This window comes from Veillonella denticariosi JCM 15641 (assembly GCF_002959855.1).
Classification (GTDB): domain Bacteria; phylum Bacillota; class Negativicutes; order Veillonellales; family Veillonellaceae; genus Veillonella; species Veillonella denticariosi.
The window spans coordinates 232,077-250,627 of sequence record NZ_PPDB01000001.1 but is presented as its reverse complement, the minus strand read 5'-3'; the positions used below and the strand labels follow the sequence as shown (position 1 = coordinate 250,627).

Sequence of the window (18,551 nt, the reverse complement as noted above, 5' to 3'; positions counted from 1 at the left end):
TCTAGCTAATTTAAATTTTATGCAATATAATAAAAGGTACTCTTTTAAACTGCATTATGTCGAAAGGCTCTATATGAAACCATTTTTCCATTATATAAAACCCTTACGGGTCCCCATAATTACAATATCGATATTATCTTTACTCAATGTGGCAGGCACATTATATATACCGACATTAACAGCATCTATCATCAATGACGGCGTACTCCGCGGCGACCTGGAAATGATTACAAGCTCCAGCATGAATATGCTCATCGTCGCGCTCTTAACAGTATTATCTGCAATTCTAAGCGTAGCAATGAGTGCTCATATTTCTGCCGCTATAGGTAAGGACATACGCAATGATTTGGTAACAGCCTTACAATACTTTTCACTACGAAACTTCACACATTTTGGCACCGGTACCATACTCATGCGAACAAGCCGAGACGTAGAAAAGATTCAATCCGTCCTGGGAGAAGGATTAAATATGATTCTCCCAATGCCGCTCATGATTTGTGTCGGTCTCGGTCTTACATTCTATAAAAGCTGGCAACTGGGCCTCGTCATCCTCGTCGTTATGGCTTGCATGATACTCACCATTATCTTTATTGAAAGCCGAGCTTTACCGCTCATCAAAGCGATACAGATAAAATTAGATGATATTACAGACATGGTACGCGATCATATTGTGGGCATGCCTGTCATACGAGCTTTCAACAGACGGACCTATGAGAACGATAAAGAAATCTGTATTTTTACAGAAACAGCACAACTCAACAAACGATTGCGCCAAACCTTTGCCATAGGTTTACCTACCATATTGATCCTGTTTAATATGAGTACCGTAGCCATCCTATGGCTCGGAGGCTACAACGTAAGCATGGGCTCCCTGCAGGTAGGTGATATCATGGCCGTTATCGAATACGCCAACCTCATTTTATTGAGTATGCTCATGGCTATTTTCGTAACCATCGATATTCCTGAAGCTATCGTATGCTATACCCGTATTCGAGAGTTGTTAGAACACGAAAATTCGAATACATTTCCAGAGCCCTATCACACTGATGATGAAAAATCTAATACCTCAAAATCGATGCAACATACGCGACAAAGTTATGAGACACCCCCATCAACCGCAACCGCAACCGCAACCGCAACCGCAACCGCAACCGCAACCGCAACCGCAACCCAGGATACACCATTGCTCGAGTTCCGCAATGTTACGTTCCGCTACGATAATGCGGAATCACCTGCGCTAGAAAATATTTCCTTTACCGTTCATCACGGTGAAACATTAGCCATCATGGGCGATATCGGTTCAGGTAAAAGTACGATTACAAATCTCATTCCTCGCCTATTCTCCATTGAATCCGGAGATATTCTCTTCAAAGGTAAATCCATCTACCAGTGGAATGTAGACGACTTGCGTGCACGTATCGGTTATGTGCCGCAAACAGCCTACTTATTTACAGGCACTATCGATATGAATGTACGTTACGGTGCCGCACCAGACCAAGATATTTCAATTCAAGATATAGAAAATGCATGCCGATTATCTAAGGCGGACGAATTTATCAGTCGCCTTGAAGGTGGTTACCAGTATATAGTGTCACAAGGCGATACAAATCTATCCGGTGGCCAACGCCAGCGTCTTGCTATGGCCAGAGCCCTTGTCCGCAAGCCAGATCTGTTTATTTTCGATGATAGTTTCTCCGCCCTCGATGACACTACGGAGCGCGCTGTTCGAACAGCATTACATGAAGAGTTACAAAAGGACAATCATCCCGCACTTATCTCAGTAGAACAAAAGGTAAGCGCTGCCAAAAAAGCGGACCACATCTTAATCATCAACCGAGGTCAAGTTGCAGGCTATGGCACACATGATGAACTAGCAGGTACATCTACTGTATATCAACAGATTTTAGCATCTCAGGAGGTGACAGCATGAATCCATTGCGTCGCTTCCTGATCGATTCTAAGAGCCAATGGGGCTGGCTATCTCTACTCGTCTTAGCGCTTATCGCTGCAGCCATGTTTGAAGTCTCCGCTCCGGTTTTACTCGGTAAAATTGTAGATGCTATCGTCAGCGGTTTGAAAACGGATCAAGATATTAATACAATTATATCTTCGATAGATACCATCATTCTCCGGCTCATCGCCATCTACAGCGGTCATGCATTATTTACATACTGCGGCGAATATATGATGGCCTCCATCGGTTCCAAAACAGTATTAGCATTACGTACACGTATGAGTACTCATTTATATTCATTGCCAATTGAATACTTTCACGATCACCGACGAGGAGACCTATTAAGCCGCCTCACATCTGATTTAGATACCGTTGCGGAAACAATAGGTGAAGGTGTGCCGGGCCTCATATCCGCCATTATCGGTATCATCGGCGCCACGGCTATGATGCTCTGGATCAGCCCTATTTTAGGAGCATCCATCATCGTCATTATATGTATCGGTATCGTATGTTTAACGTGGCTATCTAAACGAGCCCGCCGCATCTATCTTAGAAATCAGAATGCATTGGGAGCTTTCAACAGCGGCATTGAAGAAATTGTTATAGGCAAACCGATTATTCAGACCTTTGGTCTAGAAGAGACTACAACGGGTCAGATAAATGAATTGAACAACAACCTATTCAAAAGTATGCGAAACGCTGCCTTTACCAGTCAGCTTGTAGAACCGCTCGTAAAATTTCTAAATCAATTCACCTATTGCCTCGTCGCCATTCAAGGTGGACTCATGGTGTTACGCGGTTCTATTTCAATCGGTGACATTCAGGCATTCTTCCTTTATGTAGGCCAGGTATCCGATCCTCTGTCCCGTAGTTCCTATATTATGACGAAATTTCAAGAAACCGCTGCGGCCTTAGGCCGTATTTACGAAGTCATTGATACACCGTCTGAGATTGACGATGGAGAACTGACATTATTCGATAACGTCTCCAGAACTGATACAGAAACGGTTACCAGCAACTCACCTATGATGTCTCCAAAACCGGGTAATCAGACTCATACAGGCACAATCGATTTTGAACATGTCGATTTCGGCTATTCACCGTCCAATGTGTTTATGAAGGATATTAACATCCACATCCCTGGCGGTTCCATGGTGGCTATCGTAGGGCCAACCGGGGCCGGTAAATCCACCTTGGTTAACCTTATCATGCGCTTCTACGACATTATGAATGGCCGCATCACCATCGATGGCGTGGATATTCGCGATGTATCTCGTGAAAGCTTACATAATACGGTGGGCATGGTATTACAAGATGCCTGGATATTCACAGGCACTATCGCCGATAATATTGGTTACGGCAAGCCAAATGCTACGCGAGAAGAAATCGAATATGTAGCAAAACTTGCCATGGCGGATCACTTTATCCGTACCTTGCCAAACGGATATGATACGGTGCTCAACCGAGGTGGCGATGATCTATCTCAAGGCCAACGCCAGTTGATTACAATCGCCCGTGCCTTCTTGGCAGACCCCGGTATACTCATCCTTGATGAGGCAACGGCTAACGTAGATACCCGTACCGAGATAGAGGTTCAAAAAGCGATGAACACCCTCCTCAAAGGTCGAACCAGTATCGTTATCGCCCATCGCTTATCCACAATAAAAAATGCCGATTCTCTACTAGTCGTAGAGAACGGCACCATTGTAGAACAAGGCACACATGATGAACTCATGGCGCTTAACGGATACTATAAAAAACTTTATGAAAACTATGCTGCAGGAATGTCCATGTGATTAACGCAACTATTCACTTAACTTGACTATCGTAAGTTCACTATTGATTCCATTAATTTCAATTTGATTTTCTGATTCAGACACGGAAAAAGCGTCTACAAGATTTGCACGTTCTTCAAAGAGCAATTTAGTGCGAATACCTTTTTTCACCGCTTTGAAAGCATAATCATGAGGGACATACAGACGAGATTTCGCCGATATCTGATTCACATCAATTCGCCCCGTATAATCCGATACATATATTTCCATTGGAGAGTTATTATCCAGCTCTATATGACTGTTACCGCCGGCAATATAAATTTCTTTAGCCGCTCCGTCCAGCTCAAACTTTTCACTAATAATATCAAACAGCTCCAGTTTTTCACAATGGGTCGCCAGCTCCGTATCTCCCATATATTTTTCAGGCAAATTTATAAAAATCGACAGATGTTCTTTTACAATCTCCTCAGATAAGGATTTGGAACGATTTACATCCACATCGATACGCCTTTTGATATCATCGATTTTTACTTTCACCAGTTCCGTCAAATCTTCAATAGTATCACTGACCAGTTGAACCTTTATCTTCTCACCCTCTCCAGCTCTCATTTTTACGTGATTAACAGATCCCAGTTTAATATCGAAATGCTTTATCTCATCGATATCATATTCTACGATGCTTTCATAAGGATATCGAGGTTTAACCGCTTCTTCTGAAAGCAATTCATCCACAGAGACATTGAATACAGCTGAAAGGGCCTTTAAATTTGAAATATCCGGCATTCCATTGCCCGATTCCCACTTTGTTATGGCCTGTCTCGACACATTAAGTGTTTCTGCTAATTTCCCCTGAGATAATCCAGATTGTTTTCTATACTCCCGTAATTTTTCATTAAAATCCATAATGTGACCTCCTATTTTAGGCAATATCAGTTACTCTTCAACAAGAGCTGCTCAGAGTATAGTATATGATGTCAGTGAAGAAAAGAAACGCTTGTTTTCCTGGCTGGCAACGTTCCGTAGCATTCCAATATGCGTGCATTTATAAAGACTTACAGGCTGATTCTGTACAAGATATAAAGTGCCGCCTGAATAGTACACAAATAAAAACTATCCGACCATACTATTAAAAAATCCTTATTCAGCCTCTATAATCAAATTATCAACCCTCTTAATAATATTGATACGCAATTTCATATTATCATATATACATTAAATGAGATCGCACAAAGCAAAATCTCATACGAACAGCTATATATAAGCAAAATTAAACACTTCAGATTATGAAACTTTATAAGATACTTCACAAAATTGCATAGTATGTATTGAAAATCTATATCATCTATTCATTGTGGAATTGTTACAAACATTGTACACTATAGGCATAGAAATCTATACTTATATCCATTTATGGAGGTGCAAGATGCAACATACTGCATGGAAAGATTTTAACACAGGTGTGTGGGATAAAGCCATTGACGTACGTGACTTTATTCAGAGAAATTATATCCCCTATGAAGGGGACGACTCCTTTCTTGCCGGTCCTACAGAACGAACCACAAAATTGTGGAACCAGGTACTGAAGCTTTACGAAGAAGAACGCGAAAAAGGCGGCATGCTTGATGCCGACACTTCCGTGGCAACCCACATCACTGCGCACGCGCCAGGATATATCGACAAGGATCTTGAAACCATCGTCGGTTTACAAACGGACAAACCTTTAAAACGCGCTATGTTCCCATATGGTGGTTTGCGTACGGCAAAATCCGCCATCGAAGAATACGGTTTTAAAATGGATCCGCAAACGGAAGCCTTCTTCAAAACACATCGCAAGACTCACAATGACGGTGTATTCGACGTATATACACCGGAAATGCGTGCAGCTCGTACGGCACATATCGTAACAGGCCTACCTGATGCGTATAGCCGTGGGCGTATCATCGGCGACTATCGCCGTATCGCTCTTTACGGCGTAGATTACCTCATCGAAGAAAAAAATCAAGAATTTGCTATCACCATGGGTGATATGCTGGAGGATGTCATCCGCGATCGCGAAGAAATCAAGGATCAGATCCGTTCTCTGAAAGAATTAAAAGAGATGGCGGCCTCCTACGGCTACGACATTTCCGAACCGGCGAAGGATGTACGCGAAGCGATGCAATGGATTTACTTCGGCTACCTCGGTGCCGTTAAGGAACAAAACGGTGCGGCTATGTCCATCGGACGTAACTCCACATTCCTCGATATCTATGCGGAACGCGACCTTCGCAACGGCACATATACAGAGGAACAAATCCAGGAATTCGTAGACCATTTCATCATGAAATTGCGCATGGTACGTTTCGCACGTATCCATGAATACAATAACTTGTTTACCGGTGATCCTGTATGGACTACTGAATCCATCGGCGGTATGGGTACCGACGGTCGTACGTTGGTTTCCAAGATGTCCTTCCGTTACTTACATACATTGCAAAACCTGGGACCTGCACCGGAACCGAATCTCACCGTACTGTGGTCCCCTCGCATGCCGATCGGCTTCCGCCGTTTCTGCGCGAAGTTGTCCATCGCCACATCTTCTATTCAATATGAAAATGACGAATTGATGCGTCCTAACTCCGGCGATGACTACGCCATCGCATGTTGCGTATCTCCAATGCGCATCGGTAAGGAGATGCAGTTCTTCGGAGCTCGTTCCAACCTTGCAAAATGCTTACTGTACGCTATCAACGGCGGCGTAGACGAAAAGCTTAAAAAGCAGATTGGGCCTAAATATCGCCCTATCACATCGGAATACCTCGACTTTGACGAAGTGTGGGAAAAATTCGACGACATGATGGAATGGCTTGCTGGCGTATATGTAAACGCTTTGAACATCATCCATTATATGCATGATAAATACGCCTATGAAAAATTGGAAATGGCGTTACATGACCGCAAGGTAACACGTTGGTTCGCTACCGGTATTGCCGGACTTTCAGTCGTGGCCGATTCCCTGTCCGCTATTAAATATGCTAAAGTAAAACCTATTCGAGATGAAAACGGCATCGCCGTCGATTTTGAAACGGAAGGCGACTTCCCTAAATACGGTAACGATGATGACCGTGTAGATAGTTTAGCGGCTATGGTTGTTTCCACATTCATGAACAAGATCCGCAAACATCCTACCTATCGTCAATCCGTTCCTACTATGAGCTTGTTAACAATTACCTCCAACGTCGTATACGGTACCGCAACAGGTTCGACTCCGGACGGTCGTAAAGCAGGTGAAGCTTTCGCTCCGGGTGCTAACCCTATGCACGGTCGTGACTCTCACGGCGCCGTATCCTCGTTGGCATCCGTAGCTAAAATGCCATGGCGTGATTGCTCTGACGGTATCTCCAATACTTTCTCCATCATTCCGGACGCATTAGGTAAATCTGGTGAAACATTTGTTTCCCTGAGCGATTTCGATATTGAGTTAGACCCTTCTCAACTGCCTAACGCCAATACAAATTTCGCATGCAGTGAGCCAAATGTTACTATAGAGGAAGATAAATAATATCTTCCACGGTATCGAACTGCTTTCACCGGCATCGATACGAGTGTTAGTCTTGGTTGAAAGGAGGTTATACCCATGAGCAACCAACAAGTTGATAACTTGGTAGAGTTATTGGATGGTTATTCCCAAAAGGGCGGCCATCATTTGAACGTCAACGTGTTTACTCGCGAAACATTGTTAGACGCCCAAAAACATCCTGAGTTGTATCCTCAATTGACGATCCGTGTATCCGGTTATGCGGTGCACTTTAACAAATTGACAAAACAACAACAGGACGAAGTTATTTCCCGTACCTTCCACCAACGTATTTAATCGAGGTTTTCTATGACAGGACGTATTCATTCGGTTGAAACGATGGGTACGGTTGACGGTCCGGGCATGCGCATGGTGGTTTTCCTGCAAGGATGTCCCATGCGCTGTGCTTATTGTCATAATCCTGACACATGGAATGAGGACAGCGCGGACGCTAAATTCATGACCGTTCAGGAATTATGGGATCAGTTCGAACGTAACCGCCAATTTTATACTAATGGGGGTATCACCGTCACCGGTGGGGAAGCTCTCATGCAAATTGATTTTGTTATCGAGCTTTTCACATATTTCCGTGAAAGAGACGTCCATACCTGTTTAGATACAAGTGGAATCTGTTTTGATCCCCACCAGGAGGTGGCCTACCGTAAATTGCTCAGTGTCACCAGTCTCGTCATCCTAGATCTGAAAGAAATCGATCCAGCCAAGCATCTATGGTTAACGGGTAAACCGTTGGAGCCCATACTCGGGTTTGCCAGATTGACGGCTGACGTGGAAGTTCCGATTTGGGTTCGCCACGTAGTGGTTCCGACCATTACGGATAATGCCGATCGACACTATCGGCTAGGATTTTATCTAGGGTCCCTGAAGAATTTACAAGCTGTTGACTGTCTCCCCTACCACGTTATGGGAGTTGCCAAATACAAGGAACTAGGTATTGACTATCGTCTTGAAGGCATACCCGCCGCAACAAAGGATATGGCTGCACAGGCATCAAAAACAGTATTGGAAGGCATCAAGGCCTATCGTCGCCATTGGTGGAATCCCATCAAAACACAACAACAATCATAATCAAGTTTGAGGATAACTACCTCCCTTGATATATATACACATATATACTAGGACTTGATCTATGATATTGCCCTACCTAATCAATAGAGCCGCCCCCATACAACCGGGGACGGCTCTTATTGCGTTTATTTAGATACTACATTAATCGGTTCGCCTTTGAAGAAAGCCTGTACATTATCTCGGATGATACCCACGAGACGCTGACGAGTTTCAAGGCCCTTCCAGCCCATATGTGGCGTAATAATCACATTATCTAACGTATATAACGGACTATCCTCTGCAGGCGGCTCCACCTCCTGCACATCAAGGCCGGCACCGCCAATGCGTTTAGCCGCTAATGCTTCACAGAGGTCCGCTTCATTTATAAGGGGACCTCGACCAGTATTCACAATGACCGCATTAGGCTTCATCTTAGAGATTGTTTCTTTATTAATAAGATATTTAGTCTGGTCATTCAATGGGCAGTGTAATGTAATATAATCACTATTAGCCAGTAATTCATCAAGACTCACATAACGAATACCGTCGCCATCAGCCTTGGGTGTGCGTGTATGAATAAGAATATTCATACCTAGAGCTTTCGCCACTTTTACCACTTCCATACCGATGTGACCGGCACCGATAACACCTAACGTTTTACCATTAACTTCTGTATGGCTCACCTGTAGATATTTTGTAAAATTGCTGCGGTCCCCCTTCGCAAGCATCGCAATCTGCTGCTGCATGGTGGATGCAAAATTAAGAATCATCATAATCACCGTATGTGCGACGCGTTCCGTGCTATAGGCCGGAATATTACATACGGTGATGCCCTTTTCTTTCGCCGCGTTAAGGTCGATATTATTATAGCCTGTTCCCGCTTCTACAATGAGTTTCACAGTGTCAGGGAACTTTGAAAGCAAATCAGCATCTACTGGTATTTCTTTTGTAACAACGACACGAGCACCTTGAATCCGTTCAATAAGTTCAGCATTTGTACTATTATCATAAACCTGTACATCATTGGATAATATGGAAAAATCTAATGCCTTATCGTAATTCATTTTACTGGCATTTACCACTACCACGCGTTCGTTCATGAGAGCCTCCTCAAATTCTTATACAATTATAGAAAACTTGTAATATCATATATATTAATTATACTACATAGAAATTATAAATTTCTTTCATAAAAGTATTGTGTAATTCCTTAAAAGTTATACAATAAAAGTAATGTTACATAGAATTGAGGAAGACCATGAGACCTACCTATTTAACCATCAATACAAGTCTCGTTCGCGAGAACTTGCGTAAAATTAAAGACAGCTTACCGGAGTGGAGTACCTCTACGGCGGTCATCAAAGCCAACGGCTACGGCCACGGCAGCGTTATGATGGGCCGTATCGCCGTCGAAGAAGGCTACGAGTCCTTAGCGGTGGCCATTCCGGAAGAGGCCATTCCGTTGCGCCATGCGGGTATCATGGTCCCAATTTATCTATTAGGGCTCACAAGGCCGCAATCCTTTGAAGTCATCGCAGATACAAATTCCATCCCCGCCGTATGCGAATCCACCGATTTAGCGGCACTTAATCAGGTGGCGGACAATCACGATATGATTATCAACGTCGCTGTCGCCGTCGACACAGGCATGCATCGCATCGGTATCCGTCCCGAAAATGCCGTCGATTTCATCAAAGAGGTGGAACAATATCCAAATCTGGCTGTTGATGGATTCTTTTCACATATGAGCAACGCCGATGCGGCGGATCAGACACATGCACACAGTCAGACGGAAAAATTTCACAAGATGGTCGATGAAATTCGTGTATTCCGTCCTGATGCGGAATATCGTTTTTCCCTCGCCAACAGCGCGGGCCTCTTGTCTGTAAAGGACAGTCTATTTACGGATGCACGCCCCGGTATCATCCAGTACGGCATCATGCCGTCCCTTGATGTACCGAATCGTTTAGGACTAAAACCGGTTCTCTCCTTTCACAGCGAGGTCGTACACGTACAGCACCTCGATGCGGGCGAAGGTATCGGCTACGGCTCCACGTATGTAACGCCGGAACCGATGACGATTGCAACTATCCCCGTCGGTTATGCGGATGGCTATCCGCGCAGTCTTTCAAACCGAGGCACCGTTCTCATTCACGGCACCCGTTGCCCTGTAGTGGGACGTATCTGTATGGACCAGTTCATGGTATCCGTACCGAATACGATTACCGTTAAACCGGGGGATAAGGTGGTTTTGCTCGGCTCACAGGGTCACGAAAGCATCTCCGCCCTTGAAATTGCGGCCCTCGCATCGACAATCCCGTACGAAATCTTCTGCGGATTCTCGGAACGAGTACCTCGGCAATATATATAACAGAAAAGATAAACTACAGAAAAAGGCCCGTCCGTTATGGACGAGCCTTTTTCTGCTGTTCCCTATACGTGTTTTACCGTGAAGTAAGTTACGTTCTTATTGTGAGAGAGTATTATATAGTGTATAACTTATGAATGGAAAGGAATCGAATTCATAAGGGGGCCCCCTGAACAATAGACGGCATAGGAGAGAGTCAATGTTTGTCTATCCTATCCAGGGGGCGCATGTGTGTGTTGTGTATTATGTGTGTGTCTTGTGTGTATAGTGTTTTTTCTGTGTGTCTCAGAGTTCTTCACAACAGCATAGGGACAGCCCCAGGAAAGCTTATTTCACAGCTTTCCCTGTTTTCGCATCCAATGTGATATTTACAGGTTTATTCTGTGCATCATGGAATTGGATATTATACAAAGGAGTTCCGTTCTTATTAGCTACGGACCAGGAATCGATGCCGGTCGCTACATTGCCTGTTTGTTCATAAGCGGCATTGATAGCTACATGCGGAGGTAAAATGGTACCCGGATCGATAGCAGCTGTATCCATGGATTTGTCATAAGCCTTTGCAGGGCCTTCTGTAACATTACCTGTAGCTACATCTAATTTCATGGAATGTGCACCACTTGTATTGAAACCTTCTACTTCATAGACAGCTGTTTTGTTTTCTGCTTTGAAAGATACATTGGTAATCTTGGAGTTACCGTATTTAGTTTCAAATTGATCTAATAGCTGGTTAGCACCTACTACGAATACGCTGTTTTCATCAACTACACCGGACGGTTGAGCCGGAGATTTCACATTCTTCGTCGTCACTTGTTTACCATCTTTTTTAGCGACATTTTTTTCACCTTTAATAGGATCGGCTTTTTCAGGTTTTACGGACTTTTTCGCATCTATCGGTTTGATTGCTTTATCGCCCTTATCACCTTTAATCGCTTTGTCACCTTTGTCGGCTTTCATCACTTTATCAGCCTTGTCAGCTTTTGTTACCTTCTCAGCTTTTAATCCTGTTGTATCGGCATCAACAGCGTCAACTGTTCTGTTGGATGCACGAACTACCTTCGTTTGGCCAGGAGCTTTCGCCGCTGTTGCAGTATCTATCGCAGGTACAGGAGCTGCAGGAGTTGCGGCACTAGCGGCAGCAACGGTTCCCTTCGTTGCAGTCGGTACCGGAGTCGGGTCCATAGGAGCAACAGATGTGGTTTCCTCTTGTTGTTGAGTTACCGGTACCGGTGTTACGTCTGCCGCAGTCACCGCTACGGTAGCACCGAATACACCTGCTACTGCTAAGGCTATACTATTTCTTAAAATAGACTTCTTCATGATATCCTCCTTCTGTTTCGTCGTTCTCTTTCGTTGAACTGGTACCCATGTTACAGAGGGTCTATGAACTCAAAATGTAGAAGGGTTCAAATTTCGCTCCATATCGGTGAAAGCAAAATGAATTTATCGATAATTTTCAGAAAACTTCAGTATTTTCCGTTTCCATTTAAGTCCTATATGAACACTGTACAAAAGGCCTCTGTTCCCTTATTTACGGGGCAGAGACCTTGATAGCATCATTCTCATCACAGCAGGTTATATCATTCATGAGTAAATGTTCACAAAAATGTCGTAAAAATTTCTGACAACAAAAAACAGCAGCTTCCAAATACATCCGACATTGGAGCTGCTGTACAATTACATATTAATCATCAAATTTAACGGATAACAATTTACCGGTCATAGCATCTATGCGCACCGCTACCTCATGAGAATCATCGGTTCCGAATACAACCTTGTAAACCGGTTTACGGTGTTCGTTATGTACGGACCAGCTGTTAAGGCTTACAGCGCGACCTTTAGTCTGGGCAAACGCGAAATTCACGACCGCTGCAGGCGGTAGGATCTGGCGAGGATTAAAGGCCTTCTTATTTAGCGACTTGCGATAATCCCCGTCTCGTTTTTCAAAGATCTGATTGGTCGCATAAATATATATGAGCTCATATTTTCCGCTTTCATTGAAGCCATCCACTTCGTACTTGATCTGTCCCCCATCGGCATCAAAGGAGATTTCCGTGATGGCCGCATCAGGATGATTCTGAATAAATGCATTCAACAAACCGTTGGCCCCTACAATGGCCGCATGACTTTCATCAACGACCTGTACGGTCGGCTGAACCGGCACCAATTTCGCCGATACCACATTCGGCATGCCGAACGCAGCGGCTAACGCTAAAACTAAACTACCTTTTACAAATAAAGATTTCATAAGTTCCTCCATACATAAAGCACATGTATCTATACACTATATATTACAATTATACACTATATTCATCAGTTTCAAACATAATAATTTTCGATGCGTAAAATTATCGCCCGTGATACAATGCATATAGTATTATTATCTCTTTACAAGTGAGCATTTATGATTTCTATTTATCCAACCATTTACCATACATTTCAATGCAAGGCCGACGAATGCGAAAATACATGCTGCCAACTGTGGACTATCGACATCGATGAGGCCACCGCCCGGCGTTATCAGGCGATGCCCGGGCCTCTTGGTGAAAGCTTGCGTAGCGCCATAACCGTCGACGATGACGGCAGCCACTTTGTCTTTACCGATAAAGAACCATATTGTCCGTTACTAAACGAACAAGGTTTATGCAGAGTCGTCTTAGAACTCGGCGAAGAAGGCCTCTGCGAAACATGTCACATGCATCCGAGATTCTATAAATATATCGAGGACTTGGAGCTTTGCGGCGTAGGTCTTGCCTGTGAGGCCTCCGTCAAACTGTTGGAGCGAGACGCCTTACAATTTACCATCGAGGACGACGACAACGAATTCGATACGGATGAGACAATAACGTTATTAAATGTGTTTCAGCTGCTCGGACTTGACTTAGAGCCTGAACTTTTACAATATACACCGACACCGAGCGCAGACTATTATGCGAGCCTGTTGAGTCTCTACAAAACGACAGAACCGATCGATGCAAAATGGACAGTCCAGTTAAACGACCTTTCTGCCCATATATCAACCTTAGTTGATACGGTTACGAACTATGTAAAAGCTGACGGTAAAACACAATATGATGCGACATTTTTCAATAAAGTCTATCAATATATTCTGTATCGCCAAATCGATATGCTCGCCGACCATTCCTTGGAAGCTTTGCTCGATTATGCAAAAGACGGCACGGAGTATATCCTGATGACCGGTGCCATCAACGGTAAGCCGCTGCAACAAGTCGCCAGATGGTCCCAACAAATCGAATACGACGAAGATAATGTAGAACTGCTGCTGCAAAACTACGACGCGTAAAATATAACCAAGCCACAGTTTAGCCTCGAGATTATTTATTCCTAGGCTTATAGAACAGAATGTATATTTTTAATACCGATGCGCACTATGCCATCGATGTAAAAAAATAACCGCAAGGACAAATGGCCTTGCTGTTATTTTAGTTTGGAGCTGATAATAGATATATCTTAAGTTTTACTATAAAATCAGTACTTATTTATATGTAAATGCTGATAAAGGGGCAAAAAAGTGGCTATTTAATTTCAGCCTCTTTTTAACTTCCATGATTATATAACTTAAAACAAAAATCATAAGCAATAATATATAAGACATTACAGTATTTATCCTTAATACCACAAAGTCGACAAGTATTAGAATTAAATCGAAATGTGTAAATGCCAGTGTCTTTAGTAATATCTAAATTCTTAATCTGAATCGGTGTCATTTGTTCAAATGGGATTAGTTCAAATCCACCTATCTCAGATTTACTTAGATTACTAGCCTCAGCCCACGTCAGAGATGTTATCTTTTCTAATAGTTCATCTAAAGCTTCTCTTGTATTTAGATTTTTTCTGATGTCTTTTTTAAAATATCCAAAATTATATTTTTTATTACTCGTTACACACCCAAAAGAAAGCATAATTTTTGAATTAGGAACTCTACACTTTTCAGCTATCTCTTCAGAGAATTTAGGTGTTATTTGTGTTTTCCCTTTAAGCTTCAATGTAGTTCTCACTAAAATAATTAAAAATCAAATCATCTTCAATAACATTAGAGCGTGGAGTCTCTTTCCACGGAGTTTCTTCATGAGTCATATTTCTTAATGCCCATGCCGTGTACTTACCAAATTCACTATATACAAATTCCAATACATCTATGATTTTTTGATCAAACTCTACTAATCTAGTATCAATATTTGTAATAGAATTTGCACCATTGCTTTTATAATCTTCGTAAACTTGAGCTACTACAGGTCCATGTTGCCATGCCAACAAATAGTCATGGAATAAACGTTCCCCATATAGCGCTAAAAAACAACCATATGCATAATACAATAGCTTCTGTAATTTTAAATTAGAAATACCTTCCACATCTAAATTATTTTTTCTGTCATATGCATTTCTTTGTAAAAACCATGTAGCAATTTCTGTTGCTGTTCTATCTGTATCTACAAAGCGTTGTGTATCTCCTACCATAGCACTCACCTTCTTGTTATACCCTACCGATTTTATACAGCCGCGTATATCTAATAAAATTATCTTAATCATACATGAAAAAATCATGAATTTCAACTCGTAAACAAAATATATACAGACTAACAGCCAATACAAAATAAAGGGCTATCAAAGTAGAATGACTCTACAATGATAGCCCCTTTAAATATTGACTTCTAATTGATGATTAATGATTGCTTACCATGCAATCCGTAGATATTGGATCACCTCGCTATCTGCGTATCGCAATTCCGATTATTGCTCCGCCCCCTATCATCTGTGATAGGTTGCGTTGCATCCGTAGACGTTTGATTGTTTTCTTGTCGTTCTCTATTTGACCTTTCAATTCGGTCAAAGAGTTCTGCATTACGTTCAAGGTAACCTCTTGCTTCACTAAGTCCGCTTTTGCCTTGCTCAATTCGGTCGTTAATTTGTCGATTGTATTCTTGGCTTCGTTCAATTCTTGTCGCTGCTTCACGACTAAGGTCTGTGCTTCGTTCAATGGAACGTTGGATACTTCGATTAAGTTCAAGGCTTTCTCGTTGTTGCTTTTCAATTCGTTCCACTGACTCACGGGCACGCTGATAGTCGGTTCCGTTTGGTTGATAGAAGATGTATCCGAGGCAAAGGCAGGCGAGGATCCCAATACCACAGACAATAATATAGCGGTAAATAGGGTGATTAAGTAATACTTTGATTTTGTCATACATCATACCCCTCCTGCGTAATCCGTGATGCCCCTTGCAATTGCACGAACGATGGTATCTAAATCATTATTTAGCATGGCAATGTCATCATCATTATCAATGAATGCCATTTCAACTAACACGGCTGTTGCATCCGTGCCATTTAGTACCCATAAATCTTGACGTTCCTTAACGCCGCGATCCACGGTATCAATGCTACGGATGATTTGCGATTGGATGTCGTTCGCCAGTTGCTGACCGTTGAACGATTTGAACAATGTCTCGGTACCGCGTGCCATGTGGCTCTCGCAAGCATTACAATGGAGCGATACGAATATATCCGCTCCCCATTCATTGGATTCGGCGCACACAAAGCCTAAATCGTCATTTTGCAGAGTTCGAACGTCGCATCCTGCTGCTTGTAGATATCCTGCTAATAATTTACCCGCATCACGAGCCACGTCGCATTCACGACGTCCAGTATTAGGATTTACTGCGCCGCTATCTAAGTCGATATCATGCCCTGGATTAATAAATACTTTCATCGTTTATCCTCCTGTTCTAATTTATCTGGGATACCATTATTATCCCTATCAACGCTAAGCCATAATAATCCTGTGAGTGATACAATCACGCCTGGAGCACCAAACATATGGTCAATTAAGAATGCTCCCATTGTTATGATCTTATCGTTTGCGCTAGATATTTCTCCTAAATAAAATGAAATGGCATAAGTCATGGTTGCCAATATAATTGGTGTTAGCATGACAAGAATAATTACTCTTGCCCCCCATACTAAAGTAGGGTGAATATTAGCGATTCGGATTGAACTATATATAGTTTTAACTTTATTAATTACTTTCATCTTATCCAAGGCTTTCACCTCCGTCATTCGGGATGGTGATACTCCTCTTAATTGGGATGTTATTGAGTAATTGAATATGCATTAACTCCGCATTTAGCGTTTGCGTTGTCGTCTCCAATGCATCCAGGCGGTGAAATATGGCATCATCTCGTTCCTCCAACTTCACTAATTGCCTTAGAATATCCTGATTGCTTTCCGTTAATTTACCGATGCTATTAATAGCATCGGTCATGCGGTCATCATAATATTCCCTTTGCTTAGATAACTTACGGCCGACATGATCATCAAGTTGACGTTTAACCTCTGCTATCGATGTGTGTTCAAGGAACCACACCATCGCCCGGAATGACCCTCTAAGGGCGGCCCAGATGACCCCCAAGAGGGTCACCCAAAAGCCTATATCCGCAAAGTAAGGAGGAATGCCTGCATCCATCAGAAGTATTCTGATTTCATCCATTCGCTACCTCCTTATTGAACCGGTACCCAAGTTTTGGTTTTAGGATCAAACTTCTTAGTCCCGTCGCCGTTATATATTTTTAAATAATAATTTTGTTTATTCCAAAGAGAATATAGTGCGTTCACATCAGACTTTTCAGAGATATATAATTCTGCGCCAATTCTGAAGCCTATTAACTCGAGAACGGGAGAATCTTGGTCAAGCACGTACAACGGGATTCGCATTAAGTTAAGCGGCAAATTTTCATCAAATGCATTCTTTCCTATTCTTGTAACCTTAGGCAATATGATTGTGGACACTTCTTTTAAATTAGATAACGACTCAGCCTCTACTGTCGTTACCTCTGGGAAGTTAATTTCTGTTGTATTTAAATCAGTTACATCGCCTTTAGATAGCGTTGTTTTATCGCCACTGTATCCGGATATTCTGTAAGTTCCCACTATGCTGCCCAACATATTGAAATATTCGAGTTCGATGTCATCGGACGCGAAAGGCTTATCCAGGTCTAATCGACCTCTACCATCATCACCAATATTAACACCAAATGCAGCTCCCTTACCGAGTATCGCCGCTTTAAAATGTGGTGTTCCATATACGTTGATATATGTTTGTCCCCTTTCAGGTCGGTCAAATTCGAGTGGTTTGAACGGCTTTTTAATCACATCACCCAAGCCACGAATAAGACCTTTTAGGACTTCATCCAACGTTGCATTCTCGCAATACACGTTCATCCCCATCAACATTTCATATGCACCTTGTGCAGAGGCATCTTTACCTGGTAATCCATTGTTACCGTCGCGGCCATCTTGACCTTTTAAGGAATTGATAAAGTCCTCGCGTGTTCCGGAATGGCCTGATTCCAACCACAATTCATAGGCGCTTTTCCCATTTTGACCTAATATATTAATAGCGGGCACAGTAAATGTCCCCTCTACCTTGAGTGGAGGTAAGTTAATACCTGTTACATTAATGTTTAATTCTTCTGCCATGATAATAATCCCCTTTCATTAATGACGTGCAATATCTTGAATGATATTAACTTCGCCGAAACCCAATTTTATACTATGTTCATCGTTATAAATGAACGCGTCGTACTGATGAACGTCCTTAGCATCCACCTTATTAACTGTGTCATTGCCGTTGATGCGGAATGTGATGCGGTTACCCTCTATCACCCCATCAACGGTAAGTATGGCTACCGTGTCAGGCTTTCGCCTAATCTTCATAATAGCGGTGCAGCCGTCATATGGGCCGCCGCCTTCAATGACATAGGTCAATCCGTAGTCTTGGCCTATATGTAAATTAAAATCGTATTCTTTCATGTACGC

At 42.6% G+C, this 18,551-nt stretch carries 19 protein-coding genes; 7 read left to right on the top strand and 12 right to left on the bottom strand.

What is annotated here, in order from left to right; translation table 11 throughout:
- The first annotated feature begins 73 nt into the window (after nt 1–73).
- Both VEHSUH05_RS01215 and VEHSUH05_RS01210 read left to right on the top strand, forming a co-directional pair.
- Nucleotides 74–1,930, top strand: a complete 1,857-nt coding sequence (locus VEHSUH05_RS01215) for an ABC transporter ATP-binding protein (protein ID WP_105090491.1) — start codon at nt 74–76, stop codon at nt 1,928–1,930.
- Complete coding sequence (locus VEHSUH05_RS01210; protein ID WP_105090490.1) at nt 1,927–3,750, top strand: ABC transporter ATP-binding protein; 1,824 nt, start codon at nt 1,927–1,929, stop codon at nt 3,748–3,750. The genes VEHSUH05_RS01215 and VEHSUH05_RS01210 overlap by 4 nt, the downstream gene beginning before the upstream one ends.
- Nucleotides 3,751–3,759: 9 nt before the next feature.
- Here the strand turns inward: VEHSUH05_RS01210 and VEHSUH05_RS01205 are convergent, their stop codons facing one another.
- Nucleotides 3,760–4,632, bottom strand: a complete 873-nt coding sequence (locus VEHSUH05_RS01205; RefSeq protein WP_038116228.1) for a helix-turn-helix domain-containing protein — start codon at nt 4,630–4,632, stop codon at nt 3,760–3,762.
- Nucleotides 4,633–5,152: 520 nt separating this feature from the next.
- Between VEHSUH05_RS01205 and pflB the strand changes: the two genes are divergently transcribed.
- From pflB to pflA, 3 genes are all read left to right on the top strand, one after another.
- Complete coding sequence (gene pflB, locus VEHSUH05_RS01200; RefSeq protein WP_105090489.1) at nt 5,153–7,270, top strand: formate C-acetyltransferase; 2,118 nt, start codon at nt 5,153–5,155, stop codon at nt 7,268–7,270.
- 75 nt (nt 7,271–7,345) lie between these two features.
- On the top strand, nt 7,346–7,582 hold the full coding sequence (gene grcA3, locus VEHSUH05_RS01195) for an autonomous glycyl radical cofactor GrcA3 (RefSeq protein WP_004693956.1): 237 nt from the start codon (nt 7,346–7,348) through the stop codon (nt 7,580–7,582).
- 12 nt (nt 7,583–7,594) lie between these two features.
- Nucleotides 7,595–8,371: a pyruvate formate-lyase-activating protein gene (gene pflA / locus VEHSUH05_RS01190; protein ID WP_105090488.1), complete on the top strand. Its 777-nt coding sequence runs from the start codon at nt 7,595–7,597 to the stop codon at nt 8,369–8,371.
- Nucleotides 8,372–8,496: 125 nt separating this feature from the next.
- Here the strand turns inward: pflA and VEHSUH05_RS01185 are convergent, their stop codons facing one another.
- Nucleotides 8,497–9,450, bottom strand: coding sequence for a 2-hydroxyacid dehydrogenase (locus tag VEHSUH05_RS01185; RefSeq protein ID WP_105090487.1), 954 nt, complete (start codon nt 9,448–9,450; stop codon nt 8,497–8,499).
- A 158-nt stretch (nt 9,451–9,608) separates the two neighbouring features.
- Between VEHSUH05_RS01185 and alr the strand changes: the two genes are divergently transcribed.
- Nucleotides 9,609–10,721, top strand: a complete 1,113-nt coding sequence (alr, locus tag VEHSUH05_RS01180) for an alanine racemase (protein ID WP_105090486.1) — start codon at nt 9,609–9,611, stop codon at nt 10,719–10,721.
- A gap of 324 nt (nt 10,722–11,045) precedes the next feature.
- On the opposite strand, the gene VEHSUH05_RS09310 is transcribed toward alr, so the two are convergent.
- Nucleotides 11,046–12,038 carry a PepSY domain-containing protein gene (locus VEHSUH05_RS09310; protein ID WP_174678703.1) on the bottom strand — a complete coding sequence of 331 codons (993 nt, stop codon included), beginning with the start codon at nt 12,036–12,038 and terminating at the stop codon, nt 11,046–11,048.
- Nucleotides 12,039–12,402: 364 nt separating this feature from the next.
- Complete coding sequence (locus VEHSUH05_RS01165) at nt 12,403–12,966, bottom strand: PepSY domain-containing protein (RefSeq protein WP_105090485.1); 564 nt, start codon at nt 12,964–12,966, stop codon at nt 12,403–12,405.
- A 156-nt stretch (nt 12,967–13,122) separates the two neighbouring features.
- On the opposite strand from VEHSUH05_RS01165, the gene fliB reads away from it, so the two are divergent.
- Nucleotides 13,123–14,022: a flagellin lysine-N-methylase gene (gene fliB / locus VEHSUH05_RS01160; protein WP_105090484.1), complete on the top strand. Its 900-nt coding sequence runs from the start codon at nt 13,123–13,125 to the stop codon at nt 14,020–14,022.
- 253 nt (nt 14,023–14,275) lie between these two features.
- Here fliB and VEHSUH05_RS01155 read toward each other — a convergent pair whose 3' ends face one another.
- The 8 genes from VEHSUH05_RS01155 to VEHSUH05_RS01120 form a co-directional block, all read right to left on the bottom strand.
- Nucleotides 14,276–14,725 carry a hypothetical protein gene (locus tag VEHSUH05_RS01155; RefSeq protein ID WP_054673950.1) on the bottom strand — a complete coding sequence of 150 codons (450 nt, stop codon included), beginning with the start codon at nt 14,723–14,725 and terminating at the stop codon, nt 14,276–14,278.
- Complete coding sequence (locus VEHSUH05_RS01150) at nt 14,715–15,197, bottom strand: Panacea domain-containing protein (protein WP_054673952.1); 483 nt, start codon at nt 15,195–15,197, stop codon at nt 14,715–14,717. The genes VEHSUH05_RS01155 and VEHSUH05_RS01150 overlap by 11 nt, the downstream gene beginning before the upstream one ends.
- 250 nt (nt 15,198–15,447) lie before the next feature.
- Nucleotides 15,448–15,921 carry a coiled-coil domain-containing protein gene (locus tag VEHSUH05_RS01145; RefSeq protein ID WP_105090482.1) on the bottom strand — a complete coding sequence of 158 codons (474 nt, stop codon included), beginning with the start codon at nt 15,919–15,921 and terminating at the stop codon, nt 15,448–15,450.
- A gap of 3 nt (nt 15,922–15,924) precedes the next feature.
- The gene (locus VEHSUH05_RS01140; RefSeq protein ID WP_105090481.1) at nt 15,925–16,446 is read right to left on the bottom strand and encodes an N-acetylmuramoyl-L-alanine amidase family protein; all 522 of its coding nucleotides are present in this window, start codon (nt 16,444–16,446) and stop codon (nt 15,925–15,927) included.
- Nucleotides 16,443–16,775: a hypothetical protein gene (locus tag VEHSUH05_RS01135; RefSeq protein ID WP_146104584.1), complete on the bottom strand. Its 333-nt coding sequence runs from the start codon at nt 16,773–16,775 to the stop codon at nt 16,443–16,445. The genes VEHSUH05_RS01140 and VEHSUH05_RS01135 overlap by 4 nt, the downstream gene beginning before the upstream one ends.
- The gene (locus VEHSUH05_RS01130; protein WP_054673960.1) at nt 16,768–17,223 is read right to left on the bottom strand and encodes a hypothetical protein; all 456 of its coding nucleotides are present in this window, start codon (nt 17,221–17,223) and stop codon (nt 16,768–16,770) included. The genes VEHSUH05_RS01135 and VEHSUH05_RS01130 overlap by 8 nt, the downstream gene beginning before the upstream one ends.
- An 11-nt stretch (nt 17,224–17,234) precedes the next feature.
- The gene (locus VEHSUH05_RS01125; protein ID WP_105090479.1) at nt 17,235–18,212 is read right to left on the bottom strand and encodes a hypothetical protein; all 978 of its coding nucleotides are present in this window, start codon (nt 18,210–18,212) and stop codon (nt 17,235–17,237) included.
- Nucleotides 18,213–18,230: 18 nt separating this feature from the next.
- A complete protein-coding gene (locus tag VEHSUH05_RS01120) occupies nt 18,231–18,545 on the bottom strand; it encodes an LtfC-like domain-containing protein (protein WP_054673964.1) in 315 nt (104 codons plus the stop codon).
- Nucleotides 18,546–18,551 lie beyond the last annotated feature (6 nt).

Excerpts from the sequence above, each read along its gene's own strand:
- VEHSUH05_RS01215 (WP_105090491.1), top strand. The coding sequence starts at position 74 with ATGAAACCATTTTTCCATTATATAAAACCCTTACGGGTCCCCATAATT.
- VEHSUH05_RS01210 (WP_105090490.1), top strand. The coding sequence starts at position 1,927 with ATGAATCCATTGCGTCGCTTCCTGATCGATTCTAAGAGCCAATGGGGC.
- VEHSUH05_RS01205 (WP_038116228.1), bottom strand. The coding sequence starts at position 4,632 with ATGGATTTTAATGAAAAATTACGGGAGTATAGAAAACAATCTGGATTA.
- pflB (WP_105090489.1), top strand. The coding sequence starts at position 5,153 with ATGCAACATACTGCATGGAAAGATTTTAACACAGGTGTGTGGGATAAA.
- grcA3 (WP_004693956.1), top strand. The coding sequence starts at position 7,346 with ATGAGCAACCAACAAGTTGATAACTTGGTAGAGTTATTGGATGGTTAT.
- pflA (WP_105090488.1), top strand. The coding sequence starts at position 7,595 with ATGACAGGACGTATTCATTCGGTTGAAACGATGGGTACGGTTGACGGT.
- VEHSUH05_RS01185 (WP_105090487.1), bottom strand. The coding sequence starts at position 9,450 with ATGAACGAACGCGTGGTAGTGGTAAATGCCAGTAAAATGAATTACGAT.
- alr (WP_105090486.1), top strand. The coding sequence starts at position 9,609 with ATGAGACCTACCTATTTAACCATCAATACAAGTCTCGTTCGCGAGAAC.
- VEHSUH05_RS09310 (WP_174678703.1), bottom strand. The coding sequence starts at position 12,038 with ATGAAGAAGTCTATTTTAAGAAATAGTATAGCCTTAGCAGTAGCAGGT.
- VEHSUH05_RS01165 (WP_105090485.1), bottom strand. The coding sequence starts at position 12,966 with ATGAAATCTTTATTTGTAAAAGGTAGTTTAGTTTTAGCGTTAGCCGCT.
- fliB (WP_105090484.1), top strand. The coding sequence starts at position 13,123 with ATGATTTCTATTTATCCAACCATTTACCATACATTTCAATGCAAGGCC.
- VEHSUH05_RS01150 (WP_054673952.1), bottom strand. The coding sequence starts at position 15,197 with ATGGTAGGAGATACACAACGCTTTGTAGATACAGATAGAACAGCAACA.
- VEHSUH05_RS01145 (WP_105090482.1), bottom strand. The coding sequence starts at position 15,921 with ATGACAAAATCAAAGTATTACTTAATCACCCTATTTACCGCTATATTA.
- VEHSUH05_RS01140 (WP_105090481.1), bottom strand. The coding sequence starts at position 16,446 with ATGAAAGTATTTATTAATCCAGGGCATGATATCGACTTAGATAGCGGC.
- VEHSUH05_RS01130 (WP_054673960.1), bottom strand. The coding sequence starts at position 17,223 with ATGGATGAAATCAGAATACTTCTGATGGATGCAGGCATTCCTCCTTAC.
- VEHSUH05_RS01125 (WP_105090479.1), bottom strand. The coding sequence starts at position 18,212 with ATGGCAGAAGAATTAAACATTAATGTAACAGGTATTAACTTACCTCCA.
- VEHSUH05_RS01120 (WP_054673964.1), bottom strand. The coding sequence starts at position 18,545 with ATGAAAGAATACGATTTTAATTTACATATAGGCCAAGACTACGGATTG.